The 17,373-nt window shown below is 60.4% G+C and carries 16 protein-coding genes; 5 read left to right on the top strand and 11 right to left on the bottom strand.

Annotated features, from left to right (window positions below; genetic code table 11):
- Nucleotides 1–67 precede the first annotated feature (67 nt).
- The 8 genes from ACW9JE_RS14330 to ACW9JE_RS14365 form a co-directional block, all read right to left on the bottom strand.
- Nucleotides 68–1,426, bottom strand: coding sequence for an LLM class flavin-dependent oxidoreductase (locus tag ACW9JE_RS14330; RefSeq protein ID WP_457433093.1), 1,359 nt, complete (start codon nucleotides 1,424–1,426; stop codon nucleotides 68–70).
- A complete protein-coding gene (locus ACW9JE_RS14335; RefSeq protein ID WP_457433094.1) occupies nucleotides 1,426–2,619 on the bottom strand; it encodes an SfnB family sulfur acquisition oxidoreductase in 1,194 nt (397 codons plus the stop codon). Before ACW9JE_RS14335 ends, ACW9JE_RS14330 begins: the two co-directional genes overlap by 1 nt.
- A gap of 22 nt (nucleotides 2,620–2,641) precedes the next feature.
- Entirely contained in the window at nucleotides 2,642–3,883 is a 1,242-nt protein-coding gene (locus tag ACW9JE_RS14340; RefSeq protein ID WP_457433095.1) for an SfnB family sulfur acquisition oxidoreductase, read from the bottom strand.
- 326 nt (nucleotides 3,884–4,209) lie between these two features.
- Complete coding sequence (locus ACW9JE_RS14345; RefSeq protein ID WP_457433096.1) at nucleotides 4,210–4,923, bottom strand: hypothetical protein; 714 nt, start codon at nucleotides 4,921–4,923, stop codon at nucleotides 4,210–4,212.
- Between the two features lie 348 nt (nucleotides 4,924–5,271).
- On the bottom strand, nucleotides 5,272–6,027 hold the full coding sequence (gene tcyN / locus ACW9JE_RS14350) for an L-cystine ABC transporter ATP-binding protein TcyN (protein WP_224540687.1): 756 nt from the start codon (nucleotides 6,025–6,027) through the stop codon (nucleotides 5,272–5,274).
- Between the two features lie 4 nt (nucleotides 6,028–6,031).
- Nucleotides 6,032–6,697 carry a cystine ABC transporter permease gene (gene tcyL, locus ACW9JE_RS14355; protein ID WP_224540689.1) on the bottom strand — a complete coding sequence of 222 codons (666 nt, stop codon included), beginning with the start codon at nucleotides 6,695–6,697 and terminating at the stop codon, nucleotides 6,032–6,034.
- Complete coding sequence (gene tcyJ / locus ACW9JE_RS14360) at nucleotides 6,697–7,491, bottom strand: cystine ABC transporter substrate-binding protein (protein ID WP_224540691.1); 795 nt, start codon at nucleotides 7,489–7,491, stop codon at nucleotides 6,697–6,699. Before tcyJ ends, tcyL begins: the two co-directional genes overlap by 1 nt.
- A 316-nt stretch (nucleotides 7,492–7,807) precedes the next feature.
- On the bottom strand, nucleotides 7,808–8,800 hold the full coding sequence (locus ACW9JE_RS14365; protein WP_457433097.1) for a D-cysteine desulfhydrase: 993 nt from the start codon (nucleotides 8,798–8,800) through the stop codon (nucleotides 7,808–7,810).
- Between the two features lie 190 nt (nucleotides 8,801–8,990).
- Between ACW9JE_RS14365 and epsC the strand changes: the two genes are divergently transcribed.
- Both epsC and betT read left to right on the top strand, forming a co-directional pair.
- Nucleotides 8,991–9,917, top strand: a complete 927-nt coding sequence (epsC, locus tag ACW9JE_RS14370; RefSeq protein ID WP_457433098.1) for a serine O-acetyltransferase EpsC — start codon at nucleotides 8,991–8,993, stop codon at nucleotides 9,915–9,917.
- Nucleotides 9,918–10,255: 338 nt separating this feature from the next.
- Nucleotides 10,256–12,211: a choline transporter BetT gene (betT, locus tag ACW9JE_RS14375; protein WP_457433109.1), complete on the top strand. Its 1,956-nt coding sequence runs from the start codon at nucleotides 10,256–10,258 to the stop codon at nucleotides 12,209–12,211.
- Between the two features lie 3 nt (nucleotides 12,212–12,214).
- Here the strand turns inward: betT and ACW9JE_RS14380 are convergent, their stop codons facing one another.
- Together ACW9JE_RS14380 and ACW9JE_RS14385 are read right to left on the bottom strand one after the other, a co-directional pair.
- A complete protein-coding gene (locus ACW9JE_RS14380; protein WP_457433099.1) occupies nucleotides 12,215–12,475 on the bottom strand; it encodes a hypothetical protein in 261 nt (86 codons plus the stop codon).
- Between the two features lie 138 nt (nucleotides 12,476–12,613).
- Nucleotides 12,614–13,354 carry an SDR family oxidoreductase gene (locus ACW9JE_RS14385; protein ID WP_457433100.1) on the bottom strand — a complete coding sequence of 247 codons (741 nt, stop codon included), beginning with the start codon at nucleotides 13,352–13,354 and terminating at the stop codon, nucleotides 12,614–12,616.
- Nucleotides 13,355–13,476: 122 nt separating this feature from the next.
- On the opposite strand from ACW9JE_RS14385, the gene ACW9JE_RS14390 reads away from it, so the two are divergent.
- From ACW9JE_RS14390 to mgrA, 3 genes are all read left to right on the top strand, one after another.
- Entirely contained in the window at nucleotides 13,477–14,367 is an 891-nt protein-coding gene (locus ACW9JE_RS14390; protein ID WP_224540214.1) for a LysR family transcriptional regulator, read from the top strand.
- A 154-nt stretch (nucleotides 14,368–14,521) separates the two neighbouring features.
- Complete coding sequence (locus tag ACW9JE_RS14395) at nucleotides 14,522–14,923, top strand: type II toxin-antitoxin system HicB family antitoxin (protein ID WP_457433101.1); 402 nt, start codon at nucleotides 14,522–14,524, stop codon at nucleotides 14,921–14,923.
- Between the two features lie 133 nt (nucleotides 14,924–15,056).
- Nucleotides 15,057–16,094 carry an L-glyceraldehyde 3-phosphate reductase gene (gene mgrA / locus ACW9JE_RS14400; protein ID WP_224540216.1) on the top strand — a complete coding sequence of 346 codons (1,038 nt, stop codon included), beginning with the start codon at nucleotides 15,057–15,059 and terminating at the stop codon, nucleotides 16,092–16,094.
- A gap of 76 nt (nucleotides 16,095–16,170) precedes the next feature.
- Here the strand turns inward: mgrA and ACW9JE_RS14405 are convergent, their stop codons facing one another.
- On the bottom strand, nucleotides 16,171–17,373 hold the full coding sequence (locus ACW9JE_RS14405; RefSeq protein WP_457433102.1) for a helix-turn-helix domain-containing protein: 1,203 nt from the start codon (nucleotides 17,371–17,373) through the stop codon (nucleotides 16,171–16,173).

Raw genomic sequence — 17,373 nt, forward strand, 5'->3', positions numbered from 1 at the left:
GTTTTGGTTGAATCGATCACTCGCGGGCGACCGATACCTGTAGGAGCGAGGCTTGCCCGCGAAGCTTTTAGCGCCTGTAAGCCGAGCCGATATGTTGCTGAGGCAAAAGCGCCCCCTCGCGAAACAGTTTTTCCCGCAAGCTGCCATCCTCATAAGCGGTCTTGTACGACCCGCGCCTTTGCAGTTCCGGAATCACCAAATCGATGAAATCCACATAGCTCTCCGGCGTGACAACCCGCGTCAGGTTGAAGCCATCCAACCCGGTTTCGGCGATCCAGGATTCCAGCTCATCCGCCACTTGCTCAGGTGAACCGACCACCGTGATATAGCGCCCACCCAAGGCGTGCTGATCGAGCAATTTGCGCCGGGTCCAGTCGTTGTTCTGCAGGTGTTTGGTGGCGGACTGGATGGCGTTGCTCTTCACGTACTGGATCGGTTCGTCGATGGCGTATTCGGAAAAATCGATCCCGGTGGAGGCCGAAAAATGCGCCACGCCGGCCTCGGCGCTGGCGTAGCTGCGGTACTCGGCGTGCTTGGCCCAGGCCTGCTCCTCGGTGGCGCCGACAATCACGTTCAGGCCCATGAACACCTTGATGTCCTCGGGCTTGCGCCCGGCCTCGACCGCGCTTGCGCGCACCTTGTCCACCTGAACCTTGGTCGACGGTTTGTTCTGGCCGCTGATGAACACGCACTCGGCATTTCGTCCGGCGCACAGCAGGCCGCGGTCGGAGGCACCGGCCTGGAACAGCACCGGCGTGCGCTGCGGCGAGGGTTCGCACAGGTGATAACCGTCGACCTGATAGAACTCGCCCTTGTGCTCGACCTTGTGCACCTTGTCCGGCTGGGCATACACGCGCTGCTGCGGATCGTTGAGCACCGCGTCGTTTTCCCAGCTGCCTTCCCAGAGTTTGTAGAGCACCTCCAGGTACTCGTCGGCCTGGTCGTAGCGCCGGTCATGCTCGACCTGCTCGCTCAGGCCCATGGCCTTGGCGGCGCTGTCGAGGTAGCCGGTGACGATGTTCCAGCCCACACGCCCACGGCTCAGGTGATCGAGAGTCGACAGGCGGCGGGCGAACAGATACGGCGGTTCGTAGGTGAGGTTGGCGGTCAGACCGAAACCGAGATTTTTCGTCACCGCGGCCATGGCCGACACCAGCAGCAGCGGATCGTTGACCGGCAGCTGGATCGACTCCTTCAACGGCACGTCCACCGAGTTCTGGTACACGTCGTAGACGCCGACGATGTCAGCGATGAACAGGCCGTCGAACAGTCCGCGCTCAAGCAGTTGCGCAAGCTCGGTCCAGTACTCGATGGTCTTGTATTGGGTCGAGGTGTCCCGTGGGTGAGTCCACAGGCCATGGTTGATGTGGCCGACGCAGTTCATGTTGAACGCGTTGAGCAGGATCTTCTTTTTCGCATCGCTCATCAGATGGTCCCCCGCAGTGGCGGGTTTGCATCGTTGAGGTAGTAATTGCCCACCGCGTGATACTTCCAGCGCACCGGGTCGTGCAGGGTGTGCACCCGGGCATTGCGCCAGTGCCGGTCCAGGCCGTGCTCGCGCAGGGTCGCCTGGCTTCCGGCCAATTCGAACAGGGTGGTGCCGGCGGCGAGGGAGATTTCGGTGCTGATCGCGCGGGCTTCGGCGACGGCAATCGAGGCGGCGGCGACGGTGTCGGCGTTGGTTTCGGCCTGGGCCTTGTCGAGGTATTCACCGGCGCGTTCCAGCAGGGCTTCGGCGGCGTGCAGGCGAATGCTCAAGTGGCCGAAGCTCTTGAGGGTCAGCGGGTCTTCGCTGGCGCTGTCGTGGGTGGCGTCGATCCATGGCCGGGTTTTGGTGCGCACGAAATGCAGGGCATCTTCGTAGGCGGCGCGGGCGATGCCGGTGTCGATGGCGGCGTGGAGAATCTGGGCCAGCGGGCCGACCGGGGTCGGGCGCTCGAAGGCGCTTTGAAACGGGATCACGTCTTGTGCGGCGACGAAGACATCCTCGAACACCACCGAACCGCTGCCGGTGGTGCGCTGGCCGAAGCCGCTCCAGTCGTCGATCACCGTCAGACCCTGGCTGTCGCGAGGGACGAAGGCCAGTTGCTGCACGCCGTTTTCGTCGATCACCGAAGTGGGAATGCGCTGGGCGTAAATCGCCCCGGTGGCGTAGAACTTGCGGCCGTTGATGCGATAGCCGCCGGCATCGCGGGTCAGTCGCGTGGTGCGGTCGTGGGCGGTTTTGGTACCGAGTTCGGCCAGGGCATTGCCGAAGCGCTGGCCGGCCAGGACTTCGGCGTACAAGCGTTGTTTCTGCTCTTCGCTGCCGTTCACCCGCAGCACTTCCAGGGCATAGAAATGGTTCTGCGGAATCTGCCCCAGCGAGCCGTCGGCCTGGGCAATCAAGGCGATGACCTTGGCCAGGGTGACGTTGGAAACGCCGGCGCCGCCGAATTCCTTGGGCACGCTGATGCCCCACAGGCCGGAGCGGGAAAACACCTCCAGTTCCGGGTGTGGCAAACGGCGTTCGCGGTCGCGCTGGGCGCTGTCGCGTTTGAAATCTTCGGCCAGGTCGCTTGCGACGATCAGGGCTTGCTCATCGCTGGTGATGACCGCGACGCGTTGAGAATGGGTCATGTACTTCTCCAGATGTCTGGTTTCAGATCCAGGAATGGCGAGCCGGCAAGGTGCCATTCAGGTGATAGGCGCCGACCGCGTGATACTTCCAGCGCACCGGGTCGTGCAGGGTATGCACGCGGGCGTTGCGCCAGTGGCGGTCGAGGTTGAATTCGGCGAGGGTGGCGCGGCTGCCGGCCAGCTCGAACAGCTTTTCGCTGGCCTGCAACGCGATCTCGGTGGTCAGCACTTTGGCTTCGGCCACGGCAATCGAGGCGCGCGCGGCGGACTCGGCGGTGAGCGGCGCGGCACTGACCTGATCGAGCACTTGCCCGGCCTTGCGCAGCAGCGCTTCGGCGGCGTGCAGTTCGATCTTCAGCTTGCCGATGTCGGCGATCACGTAGAGGTCGTCGCTGGCGCGCTCCACGTTGGCGTCGATCCACGGGCGTGCGCGGGTTTTCACGAATTCGATGGCGTCATCGATGGCGCCGCGGGCGATGCCGGCGTCGATGGCGGCCTGGATCAGTTGGGAGATCGAGCCTTGGGTGTTGGGCTTTTCGTTGATCTTCCAGTTGTCGATGACCAGGTCGGCGTCGACGTGCACGTTGTTCAGCAAAATCGTGCCGCTGGCGGTGGTGCGCTGACCGAAGCCGGACCAGTCATCGACGATGCGCAGTCCCGGTGTGCCGCGACGGACGAAGGCCAGCACCTGTTTGCCCTCATCGTTCAGCGCCTTGACCGCGACCCAGTGGGCGAACAGCGGGCCGGTGGAATAGAACTTCTGCCCGTTGAGGACGAAACCTTCGCCACTGGCGGTGATGCGCGCCTTGAGTTCCAGGGTGTTCTTGGTGCCGCGTTCCGGCCCGGCATTGCCGATGCGCCAGCCTTCGAGCACGGTTTTGAACAGGTGTTTTTTCTGCGCTTCGGTAGCGCTGCCGAGCACCAGATTGATGATGCCGAACTGGTTCTGCGGGATCTGCCCGAGCGCCGGATCGGCGGCGGAAATGATCGCGAAGACTTCGGCGACAGTGACGAACGAAACCTGCGGCCCACCGTACTCACGCGGGATGGCAATGCTGCCCAGGCCGCTGCGGGTGAACTGCTCGATTTCCGACCACGGCAGCTTGCGCTGCTGGTCACGTTTGGCCGCCTGCAGGCGCGCAACTTGCGCAAGCTCGTGGGCGGCCTTGATGGCTTGTGCGTCGTTGCGCAGCACTTGCGCGGGCAACAACAGCGGGGCGATGTCCAGATCACTCTGGACGACTGCGTCTGCCAGACTGGACATCACTGCCACTCCTTGGCTACAGGCAATGCCCTGGCGATCTGCACTGGGGTGATTGTGTTCCGGACCATACCTACCTCACATCTCATGGAAACGCCGCTTCGCGGCGAACGAAAACAAGAATGTCCGGTGGTCCGGTGCATATACCCTAAGCGTTTATAAAAAAGTTATGAACTAACTTTTAGGAATATGTATAGAGATAGATCGCGAGACCTGTGGCAAACGCAATCCCTGTGGGAGCGAGGCTTGCCCGCGATGGTCGTCAACGATGACGCGGGGTGTCTGGATGCCTGCGGTGTCTGGGCCTCCATCGCGAGCAAGCTCGGCTCCTACAGGGGATGCGGTTGGATGTGGGAGGCGATTCTTATTGTGCGGGCCGGGGCCCAGCGGGAGTTGTTGCCGACGCGGTCGAGGATGCAGTAGGTGACTTCCAGGCGCAGGTCTTCGCCGGCTTCGAGGATGATGGTGGATGGCACCCAGAGCTGGATGGGCAGGCCTACATCGCAGACGTTCAGCGGAGGCAAGTCCATGCGCGCATCGCCCCAGCGCAGGGTGATTTCGTCGCCCTCGGCCATGTTCAGGTAAGGCTCGATGGTCAACGGCACGCCGCGCCGGATCTGCCGTGCATTGAGCCCTCGGCGGCGGATGGTGGCGGGCAGATCCACCGGCGCCAGGAACTGGTTTTCGTCATCGCCCAGAGAACCACCGGGGCAGTCGAGTTTGATCTGTACCCGCGTCGCCACCGACAGCGCCGGGCTTCTGCCGACCTGCATCACCCGGTAATGCACCCAGGTAGCGCCGCTGGCGATGAAGCTTTCCGGTACCCGCAGACTGACCGTGTGACCAACGTCCTGCGTCGTCACCACGCGAGAGGCGACGTAGAGGCCGTCCCAGAACAGTTCGATCAGGTCGCCGTTGTCCATGTCGGCGTACGGCCCTACCTCGACCCGCAGATGGGTCGCCGCGAGGCAATTGATTCCTTCCTTGCTGATTTGCGGCAGGGTCGGTGGTGCCAAAGACGGTATGCGTGAGATGCAATTCATGGGGTATCTCTCCTTGAAGTCGTTCAGCGAAATCCATTTCTGAAACAGGAAAGGAAGTTTGACTTTGCTTTGAAATGGCAAGTGGGGTCGTTAGATAAAAGTTGCGTTGAATATGAGTCAATAGCGCGCGATATATATGTAAGCGATCTGCGGTTATTCAGAAGACTCCTACACGTCGAAGTCAATAAACGCGGGCGTCAGTCGAAAAAGACCATGTAAATCGGGATGCAGGGGAAACAAGCGAAGTATTGCGCGGCACATAACTATGTAGCGCACATAATCGAATAGTTTGTTTGAGTGGGGAGTAACTTCCATCCATGGAAGTTGGGGGGTTCTACGATGGATGTATCAAGCGTGCGAGTTGCTCAAAAACTTGCTCAAAAACTGTTTCGTCCGCTCTTCTTTCGGGTTGGCAAACAGCGCCTTCGCTTCGCCTTGCTCGACGATCACGCCCTTGTCGAAGAACACCACACGGTTGGCCACATCGCGAGCGAAGGCCATTTCGTGGGTGACGATGACCATGGTGCGATTCTCCTGGGCCAGGCCGCGGATCGTCGCCAGCACTTCGCCCACAAGCTCAGGGTCCAGTGCCGAGGTCGGTTCGTCGAACAGGATCACTTCCGGTTCCATCGCCAGTGCGCGGGCAATCGCCACCCGTTGTTGCTGACCGCCGGAGAGGCGGCGTGGGTAAGCGTCTTCCTTGCCCGCCAGGCCAACCTTGGCCAACAGCTTTTTCGCCAGGGCAACGGCTTCATCGCGCGGGACCTTCTTTACGACGATCGGGCCTTCGATGACGTTTTCCAAAGCGGTGCGATGGGGGAACAGGTTGAAGTTCTGGAACACGAAACCCACGTGCTGGCGCAGGGTGCGCACCAGGCCTTGCTGCTGGGTCAGCGGGCGGCTGCTATCTATCTCGATATCGCCGACCTTGATCCGGCCGCTGGTGGGTTCTTCCAGGAAGTTCAGGCAACGCAGGAACGTGGTCTTGCCCGAGCCGCTGGGCCCGATGATCGCCACGACCTCACCTTCCTTCACTTGCAGATCGATGCCGTTGAGCACGACGTGACCCTTGAACTGCTTTGTCAGTTTTTCCACGGCAATCATGGGGTCAGGACTCCTGGTCGTGCCGATTGACCCGGGCTTCCAACCGGTTCTGCAGGTGCGACAGCACCGAAGCGAGAACCCAGTAGATCAGCGCGGCGGCAAGATACATGGTGAAGACTTCGAAGGTACGGGCGGTGATCAGTTGCGCCTGACGGAACAGTTCCGGCACCTGGATGGTGGCTGCCAGCGCGGTGTCCTTGACCAGGGAAATGAAGCTGTTGCCCAGTGGCGGCAACGCGGTGCGCATCGCCTGCGGAATGATCGCCCGGCGCAGGGTCTGCGCGCGGGTCATGCCGATACTGGCCGCCGCTTCCCATTGGCCGCGCTCGATGGAGCTGATCGCGGCACGCAGGATTTCACAGGCATAGGCGGCCATGTTCAGCGAGAAGCCGATCAGGGCCGCCGGCAGCGGATCAAGTTCCAGACCTATTTGCGGCAGGCCGTAATAGATCACGAACAGTTGCACCAGCAACGGCGTGCCGCGAAAGAACGACACGTAGATGCGGGCGATCCAGCTGGCCAGTTTGAAGCGCGACAGACGCATCAGCGCCAGGCCGAAGCCCATCACCAGACCGAAGAACATCCCGCCCAGGCTCAGGATCACTGTGTAGTACGCGCCCTTGAGCAGAAAGGGCGCGGAGTCCAGTGCGAGTTGGAAAGCTTCTCCCATTATTTGGTGACGTCAGCTTGGAAGTATTTCTCCGAGAGCTTGGCCAGGGTGCCGTCGGCGCGCAGCTTCTCGATTGCCTTGTTCAGCGCGTCCAGCAGCTCAGGCTCGCCTTTGCGCAGGGCGATACCGGCTTCCTGACGGGAGAACGCAGCGCCTGCGGCGACGGTGTCCTTGGCTTTCTGGGCGTATTCCAGCGCGGCCAGACGGTCGATCAGGATGGCGTCGATACGGCCGTTGCGCAGGTCCTGGAACTTGGTCGGATCATCGTCGTAGGTCTTGATGATGGCTTTAGGCTGATTGTCCTTGAGCCACTGCTCGTAGTTGGTGCCCAGGCCCACACCGACTTTCTTGCCGGCCAGGTCATCGGCGGACTTGATCGCGCCTTCGTTCTTTTTCAGAACCAGTGCCTGGATGCCGGAAACGGTGTACGGCTCGGAGAAGTCATACTTTTTCTTGCGCTCTTCGGAGATGGTCACCTGGTTGACCACAGCGTCCAGACGCTTGGATTCCAGTGCCGCGAGGATGCCGTCCCACTTGGTCGGTTGCAGCTTGGCCTTCACGCCCAGCTCCTTGGCCAGGGCTTCGGACAGTTCGACTTCGAAACCGGACAGCTTGCCGTCGGCATCGACGAAGCTGAATGGTGGGTAGGTGCCTTCAAGGCCGATGTTGATCACACCGGCATCCTTGATTTTTTGCAGTTGCTCACCGGCAACGGCGTTGCCGATCAGGCCGGCGCTCAGTGCCAGGCCCAGCGAACCCACCAGCAGATTTCGACGTAGTGCGGAAAAATTCATGACTAGCCCCTGTGTTTTCTTATGGAAGTTGCGTTTGGAAAGGTTGGCGAAAACGGGAATTGGACGACAGCGCTATCCTGCCTTAAAGCAGCGTATGAGTCTCTCGGGAAATTCGCGTATAGCATGACTATATGATGGCGTTTTTAGATTAGAAAATAATAAATTCTCTAACGCTTATCTCTTTTATGAATATAAACAACCCCCTGTAGGAGCGAGCATGCTCGCGATGGAGGTCAACGATAACGCTGGCATCCAGACACCCCGCGGTGCCCGAACCACCATCGCGAGCGTGCTCGCTCCTACAGGGACAGGGTTGTTACAGGAAATCCTTATAGGCAAACAACGCCGGTGCCCCGCCGGTGTGCAGGAAGATGATCGGGCCATCGTCGAAACGCTGACGCCCGATCCCGTCCAGCAACCCCGCCATGGCCTTGCCGGTGTACACCGGGTCCAGCAGCAGTCCTTCCTGACTCGCCACCAGCTTCACCGCCGCCAGCGTTCCGGCATTCGGCTCGCCGTAGCGCGGTGCGAAGTATTCGTCCCACAGTTCCACCTTGAAGCTGTCCGGCAGACTCACACCCAGCAGTTCGGCGGTGCGTTCGGCCAGGCCCTGGACCTTCGGCAATTGATCCTCTTCGCTACGGGAAACCGTGACACCAATCACCGGCAGATCCGGCAGCGCTTCGTTTAACGCCAGCGCCAGACCGCTGTGGGTGCCGGCACTGCCCGAGGCCAGGACCACGGCGGCGAAATTCAGGCCGGTGTCCTTGATCTGCTCGGCCAGTTCCAGGCCGGCGCGCACATAACCCAAGGCGCCCAAAGCATTGGAGCCACCAATCGGCACCAGATAGGGTTTCTTGCCGTTGCTGCGCAGACGTGCCGCCAATGCGTGCAGTTGCTCGTCGGCGTTGTCGAGATTTTCCACCAGTTCGACCTTGGCATCGAACAGGTCGAGCAGCAGGCGGTTGCCGTTGCCGACGTAGTTGGGGTCTTCGGTATTGAGCGGGTTTTCCAGCAGGGCGACGCAGCCCAGGCCCAGTTTGGCGGCAATGGCGGCGGTCTGGCGCACGTGGTTGGATTGCAAAGCGCCGGCGGTGATCAGTGTGTCGGCACCCTGCTCGAGGGCATCGGCGCACAGGTATTCGAGTTTGCGCAGCTTGTTGCCGCCCATCGCCAGCGGTGTCAGGTCATCGCGCTTGACGTACACGTCGCGCCCGAGCCAGGTCGACAGGCGTTCGAGTTTTTCCAGGGCGGTGGGCTGACCGAGCAGGTCGAGACGGTTAAAACGGGCAAGCTGTTGTTTGATCATGGGTCCGTACTGGCGGTGAATGATCAAACGACTATAGGCACGGCCAAAAGCCGGGGCAACCGCCAATCGCTTATAGCCAAACGTGCTTGATCCAGCACTATTGGTTCTTAATTTGCCGCGCGCGCCTTGCCGTAGAGTAATCGCCGTCAGTGCGGCCAGACAGTCCGGTCGCCCGTGAGGAGTTTTTACCGTGAGTGAGCGTTCCAGCCATTGGCAATTGCAGACCATCGTCACCCAACTGCGCAGCGCACGTGACCAGTGGCGTGCACAGAACGGCCGCGCCAGCACCGAGCAGGGCGGTCGCGAGTTGCCGTCCCGGGCGGCCATGGCGGAGATTCTCGAGGCGCTGTGCGGGGCGCTGTTTCCGATGCGCCTGGGGCCGGTGGATTTGCGTGAAGAGAGCGAGGACTTCTACGTCGGCCACACCCTCGACGTGGCGTTGAATGCGTTGCTGGCGCAGGCGCGACTCGAACTGCGTTACGCCGCTCGCCACAGTGCTCAGGCCGAGGAAGAGGTCGAGGCCAGGACGATCCAGATCATTCAGGATTTCGCCCTCGCGTTGCCGGGGCTGCGCAGCCTGCTGGATACCGATGTGCTGGCCGCTTATCACGGTGACCCGGCAGCGCGCAGCGTCGATGAAGTGCTGCTGTGCTACCCGGGGATTCTGGCGGTGATTCACCATCGCCTGGCTCACCATCTGTATCGCGCCGGCTTGCCGTTGCTGGCGCGGATCAGCGCGGAAATTGCCCACTCGGCCACTGGTATCGACATTCACCCAGGCGCGCAGATCGGCCGCAGTTTCTTCATCGACCACGGCACCGGCGTGGTGATCGGCGAGACGGCGATCATTGGCGAGCGGGTGCGGATTTATCAGGCGGTGACCCTGGGCGCCAAACGCTTCCCGGCGGACGAGGACGGTCAGCTGCAAAAGGGCCAGCCACGCCACCCGATTGTCGAGGACGACGTTGTGATCTACGCCGGCGCGACCATCCTGGGCCGGATCACCATCGGCAAGGGCACGACCATCGGCGGCAACGTCTGGCTGACCCGCAGCGTGCCGCCGGGGAGCAACCTGACGCAGGCGAGTTTGCAGGTTGATGATGGGACGCAGAAATAGGGTTTCTGATATTCATTGACTGAGCTGGCCTCTTCGCGGGCAAGCCTCGCTCCTACTGGGTTCGCATGCGCGGCATAGCACCTGTAGGAGCGAGGCTTGCCCGCGAATTTTTTTGATCTTTCCCACCTCCAAAAACCGACCGCTCAGCCCTGCGATTAGTCCTTAGCCTGCTATCCATGTTTAAATTGAACGCTCATTCAAGTTAAACCGGTGGTTCGCCACCCGCTCACAACAGGAGGCTTGCCTTTGCTGAGTCCGATTTCTACAGCCGCGTTTTACCGCTTCGAGGTGCACCGTTCATGAGTGCATCGTCCCTTTCTGCCAGCGGCCTGGTCCGCATGAACCCACCGGTTTTCTGGTTCTCCGCGAGTTTCATCTTGCTGTTCGGCATCGTGGTTATTGCCATGCCCGAACAGGCCGGCGCCTGGCTTCTGGCGGCGCAAAATTGGGCGGCCAACACGGTTGGCTGGTATTACCTGCTGGCGATGACCCTGTATCTGGTCTTCGTGGTGGTCACCGCGTTATCGGGCTACGGCAAGATAAAACTCGGTGCCGACCACGACGAGCCCGAATTCAGTTACCTGTCCTGGGCCGGCATGCTGTTCGCCGCCGGGATCAGCATCACCCTGTTTTTCTTCTGTGTGTCCGAACCCCTGACCCACATGCTCCAGCCGCCCCAAGGCGAGGCAGGCACACCGGCCGCGGCGCGTCAGGCGATGCAGATTCTCTTTCTGCACTGGGGCCTGCATGGCTGGGGGGGGTTCGCGTTTGTCGGCATGGCGCTGGCCTACTGCGCCTACCGCCACAACCTGCCGCTGGCCCTGCGTTCGGCGCTGTACCCGCTGATCGGCAAGCGCATCAACGGCCCCATCGGTTACGCCGTGGACGGCTTCGGCATCATCGCTACCGTGTTCGGCCTGGGCGCCGACATGGGCTTTGGCGTGCTGCACCTCAACTCGGGCCTGGACTACCTGTTCGGCATCGCCCACACCCAGTGGATTCAAGTCGGCCTGATCACGTTGATGATGGGCGCGGCGATCATCGTCGCCGTCTCCGGCGTCGACAAGGGCGTGCGGGTGATGTCCGACATCAACATGCTGCTGGCCTGCGCGCTGCTGCTGTTCGTGCTGTTCGCCGGGCCCACGCAGCATCTGCTCAATACGCTGGTGCAGAACATCGGCGACTACCTCGGCGCCTTGCCGATGAAGAGTTTCGACCTCTACGCCTACGATAAACCCAATGACTGGCTGGGCGGGTGGACGGTGTTTTACTGGGCCTGGTGGATCGCCTGGTCGCCGTTCGTGGGCCTGTTCATCGCGCGAATTTCCCGGGGCCGGACCATTCGTGAATTCGTCTTCGGCGTGCTCTTGATTCCGCTGGGTTTCACCCTGGCGTGGATGTCGATTTTCGGTAACAGCGCCATCGACCAGGTGCTCAATCACGGCATGTCGGCGCTGGGCATGTCGGCCATCGAAAACCCGTCGATGACCCTCTATCTGCTGCTGGAAACCTACCCCTGGAGCAAGACCGTGATCGCGGTCACGGTGTTCATCAGCTTTGTGTTTTTCGTCACCTCCGCCGACTCCGGCACCGTGGTGTTGTCGACGCTCTCGGCCAAGGGCGGCAACCCCGACGAGGATGGCCCGAAATGGCTGCGGGTGTTCTGGGGCGCGATGACGGCGTTGGTCACCAGTGCATTGCTGTTCTCCGGCAGCATCGATGCACTGAAGTCGGCGGTGGTGCTGACCTCGCTGCCGTTCTCGCTGATCTTGCTGTTGATGATGTGGGGCCTGCACAAGGCGTTTTACCTGGAGTCGCAGAAGCAGATCGCGCAGTTGCATTCGCTGGCACCGGTGTCCGGCGCGCGGCGCGGTGGCTGGCGTCAACGCTTGAGTCAGGCGGTGCATTTCCCATCGCGGGACGAGGTGTACCGTTTCATGGAAAGCACGGTGCGCCCGGCGATCGATGAAGTGTCGGCGGTTTTTGTCGAGAAGGGTCTGAACGTGGTCACGGTGCCGGATCCGGCCCATGACAGCGTCAGCCTGGAGATCGGTCACGGCGATCAGCATCCGTTCATCTATCAGGTGCAGATGCGCGGCTATTTCACGCCATCGTTTGCCCGTGGCGGCATGGGCTCCAAACAGCTCAACAACCGCCGTTACTACCGGGCCGAGGTGCATTTGAGCGAGGGCAGTCAGGATTACGATCTGGTGGGTTACAGCAAGGAGCAGGTGATCAACGACATCCTCGATCAGTACGAGCGGCACATGCAGTTTCTGCATCTGGTGCGTTGATCGTTACGCCTCGCTGGTCAGCACCATGAACAGCACCAGCGCCGCGACCGGCACGCCGAACACCGCACTGCCGACAGCCAGCTCCGTGCCCAGGGGCTGGCCGGCATGCACCACGCCCACCGCGCCGTTGATCAGAGTCAGCGCGAACCACAGCACGATGAAGCAGTAGGCCAGGGTCTGGCGGGTGAAGCCGATCTTCTCGCCGATGAAGAACATCAGCGCCAGGAGGATGAGGCCGAAGGTGATGATGATGGTGGTGTGCATGGTGGGTGTTGCCTATGAGGTTTGTAGTGACTGGTCCGCCGCCTTCGCGGGCAAGCCCGCTCCCACAAGGATCACTACGATCTCTGTGGGAGCGAGCCTGCTCGCGATAGGTTCACTGCGGTCTCAATTTGAGCTTAGTTAAACCAATCCACCATTGACCCGCAAAATCTGCCCATTGACCCAACCCGATTCCGGCCCCGCCAGAAAGGACACCACCCGGGCGATATCCTCAGGCTGCCCAAGACGTTCCAGCGGAGGCATTTTGGCGAGGGTCTGGATCTGTTCCTCGCTCTTGCCATGCAGGAACAGCTCGGTCGCCACCGGTCCCGGCGCCACCGCGTTGACCGTGATATCGCGCCCGCGCACTTCCTTGGCGAACACCTGAGTCAGGGACTCCACCGCCGCCTTGCTGGCGATGTACACCGCATAACCCGGCAGGTTCATGCCCACGGTACTGCTGGAAAAATTGATGATCCGACCGCCGTTGTTCAAGCGCGTCGCCGCCTCGCGCAGGGTGTTGAACGTGCCGCGCGCGTGGATGTTGAAAGTCTGTTCGAACAGCTCGTCGCTGTGCTGCGCCAACGGCATGACCTTGAGGATGCCGGCGTTGTTCACCAGTACATCGATCTTTCCCAGCTGCGCTTCGGTCTCATCGAACATCCGCCGCACGTCCTCGGCATTGGCCACATCGGCCTTGATCGCTATGGCCCGATACCCGGCCTGACGCAACTCAACCACCAGCTTCGAAGCTTCGCTGGCGCTGTTGGCGTAGTTGATCGCGACGGCGAAACCTTCGCCGGCCAGCTGTTTGGCGATGACCGCGCCAATGCCATGGGAGGCGCCGGTTACGAGGGCAACTTTCGAGTCTTGAATCGACATGTTTTCTGCTTCCTGAATTAGGTGTGTAGAGCCAATTTCACATGTTTACTCAGGCCGATAAATGCACGAGAGTTGCCTTGACTGTTCAATAATCGCCAACAATCTAGCGTCGGGAGATCAGCGTGGATCAGGTCAAAGCGATGAAGGTCTTCGTGCGCATCTACGAGCGCAGCAGCTTCACCCTGGCGGCGCAGGACCTGGACCTGCCGCGCGCAACCCTGACTCACACCCTGAATCAGTTCGAGGCCTGGCTCGGCACGCGCTTGCTGGAACGCAGCACGCGCAAGGTGCGCCCGACACTGGATGGCGAGGCGTATTACCAGCGCTGCGTGCAGTTGCTCGCAGAACTTGAAGAAGCCGAATTGGCCTTTCGCAGCGTCGCGCCCAAAGGCCGCTTGCGGGTGGATTTGCACGGCACCCTGGCCCGGCATTTCGTCATCCCCGCGCTGCCGCAATTCATGGCCCGCTACCCCGACATCGAACTGTCCATTAGCGAAGCCGATCGCCTGGTCGACCTGATCGCCGAAGGCGTCGACTGTGTACTGCGCGCCGGCACCCTAAGCGACTCGGCGCTGATCGGCAAACGCGTCGCCAGCCTGCGCCAGATCACCTGCGCCAGCCCCGCCTATCTGCGCAAACACGGCGAACCGAAAACCCTCGACGACCTGAAAAAACACCGCGCCGTGAACTACGTGTCCCGCACCGACGGCAAAGTGTTCCCCTTCGAATTCATGGTCGATGGCGAACTCAGGGAAGTGCCCATCGACAGCGCGCTGTCCGTATTCGGCGCCGAAATCTACGCCGCCTCCGCCATCGCCGGACTGGGCCTCATCCAATGCCCCCACTACCGAATGGAAACCCAGATCGCCCAGGGCCTGATCAAGGAAATCCTCCCCAACACCCCACCCCCACCCATGCCGGTCTCGGTGCTGTACCCCCACAACCGACACATGTCGCCACGGGTTCGGGTGTTTGTGGATTGGTTGGGGGAGGTGTTTGCGCAGGCGCGATAAAGATCAAAAGATCGCAGCCTTCGGCAGCTCCAGAGGCACGCGGACACCTGTCGAAGGCTGCGATCTTTTCAAAATGTTTAAGTCGTAAATGCGCTCGGATCTGCTGCCGTAAAGTCTGGAGTTCTTCATCCAACTGCGGGAAGGGCTCACTGACATGATCTATACGGTCGTTCTGCAAAAAAACTCTGACTCGGACTACGGCGTGATCATCCCGGACGTTCCGGGATGTTTTTCCGCAGGCAGCACCGTGGCACAGGCGCTTGATAGCGTGAAAGAGGCGCTGTCCCTGCATTACGAAGGGCTGGTGGCTGACGGTGATCCACTGCCGCAGGTGCAGGAAATCGACGCACATCTTGATAACCCCGATTACGCCGGTGGCGTGTGGGCGGTGGTGGATTTCGATATCACGCCTTATTTCGGCAAGGCGGTGCGTTTCAATGCCACGCTGCCGGAGCAATTGCTTGAGCGCATCGACCAGACCGTCAAACGCGACCAGCGTTACAACTCGCGTTCCGGTTTTTTGGCGGCTGCGGCTTTGCGCGAACTGTCGGCATAGGGTTTCGATGAAAGTTTTGTGAAACGTTTCAGCAATTAGTCGAGTCAGAGGTTTTTTGGCGTTTGTCCGGGCGTATGCTGGGCGACTGGCGAAGCAGTCGAGACCAGATTCAAGACAGACAAGAGAGGATTCGATGACTTACACCGCTGCCGAAAACCGCTACGACTCCATTCCTTACCGCCGCGTCGGACGCAGCGGACTGGTGCTGCCGGCGCTGTCCCTGGGCCTGTGGCACAATTTCGGCGACAGCACGCCGATCGATACCCAGCGGGCGCTGTTGCGCACGGCGTTCGATTTGGGGATCAACCATTTCGACCTGGCCAACAACTACGGGCCGCCCTATGGCAGCGCCGAGATCAATTTCGGCCGTTTGCTGCGCGAGGATTTCAAGCAGTACCGCGATGAGCTGATCATCTCCAGCAAGGCCGGTTGGGACATGTGGCCCGGGCCTTACGGGCAGGGCGGCGGGTCGCGCAAATATGTACTGGCCAGCCTCGACCAGAGCCTGCAGCGCCTGGGCCTGGACTATGTGGACATTTTCTACTCGCACCGTTTCGACCCGGACACCCCGCTGGAAGAAACCGCCAGCGCGCTTGCCACGGCGGTGCAGCAGGGCAAGGCCCTGTACATCGGCATCTCGTCCTACTCCGGGGTCAAAACCCGCGAGATGGCCGCGCTGCTGAAGGAGTGGAAAGTGCCGCTGCTGATCCATCAGCCCGCCTATAACCTGCTCAATCGCTGGGTGGAAAAGGACCTGCTGGATGTCACTGATGAACTCGGCACCGGGGTGATTGCTTTCACCCCGCTGGCGCAAGGGCTGCTGACGGACAAGTACCTGAACGGCGTGCCGGCGGACGCGCGGGTCAATCGGCCGGGCGGCGGTTCGTTGCAGGCCTCGCACCTGTCCGAAGCCAACATCGCTCACGTTCGAGCCTTGAACGAAATCGCCAAGCGTCGCGGCCAGAGCCTGGCGCAACTGGCACTCGCCTGGACCCTGCGTGATCCGCGCGTGACTTCGGCGCTGATCGGCGCAAGCCGGCCAGAGCAGATTGTCGAGAACGTCGGGGCGTTGAAGAACTTAAGCTTCAGCGTTGAGGAACTGGCAGAGATTGACCGGTTCGCCCAAGAGGGTGGGATCAACCTTTGGGAGAAGCCTTCGATGGCGGAGTAACTTCGTCTGGCGTTAAAGACAAATCAGGCCTCTTCACGCGGTGAAGGGGCCTGATTTTTTAAAGGACGTGTCGTCGTTACTTCTTGTTTGGAAAGCCGAGAATTTCTGCGGCTTCGCCAAAAAACATCTCTCTCGCGGGCCTTTTTCTAAGCTGCATGTCGATCACCTGCGACTGATCAGGGAGAGTGAAATAACCCTCATCCAGGCTGCACAGACTCTCAAGAACCGGCAGAGGCAATCCCAAAAGCTGTCTGACTTGAGATCGGGAAAGCACCTTGTTTTCCACGAGCATTTTCACGCCTTGAGTGATCAATAGCGGTCTTTCAAAATCGAAGTCGCCATCCATGGGTTCACCCTTGACCCAGCCTCTTGCTGATCTGGCTTTCCACAGGCGCGTTGTCGTGGTCTCGTTGATTATTTCCAGGTCCTGGCATCTGCGAACCATTGCTGCGACAGGCACTTTCCACCGAGCTTTCAACGCAAGCAAGGTATCCAGAGTCGGCCAACGAATCTCTCTGAGGAAGCTTTCTGCAGGCATCAGAAATGCGCTTGCAAATCGATGGGCCTGAGACTCAAGCAGATCGTAGTTCGACTCGTATTGGTCCTTGGAAATATGCCGGTGGAGAACGATATGCCCCAGTTCATGGGCTGCATCGAATCGATTTCTTATACCGTTCGCTTTATCCGCGACGAGCAACACATAAGGGCGCTGATCAAGTTCATACCAATTCGAAACACCGTCCATTTTCAGGTGACCGAGTGTCGTTCGGGCACACACGATTCCTGCGTTTTCCAGAACCTGAACGACATTGGGTATGGGGGCAATTCCGAGCCCCCAGGCCTGGCGACACTCGCTGGCCATGCGTTCGATTTCTTCATTGGAAATCAGCAGGCAATTCTGCTCTTCAATATGAGGAACATTCACCGCAACGAACTCAAGACTTTCCTGAAGTTTGTAGGAGATGTCTTGAAGCCACTCCAGGCGTACTTCAGCAATTTCTCTCGCTGTAACCGTGGCGCTTGCCTGTGAGCGGAAAAAGAACGGCGTGTTCTCGCTGGTTACGGTTTGTTCTTCGAGCAACCAGTTTTCACTCACGCCAAAGACTTCGCATAGCCGCTGAAACGCATCGGCTTCAGGGACTTGAAGGCCGTTTTCCCATTTGGAGATATTCCCGGAGGCGCGCCCAACCATCTCGGCCAATGCGGTCTGCGTGATACCACACGTGAGCCGCAACTGTTTGAGACGCTCGGACTGAAAGCCCGCGACTCCAGTTCTCAT

Source organism: Pseudomonas sp. SDO55104_S430 (assembly GCF_054070595.1).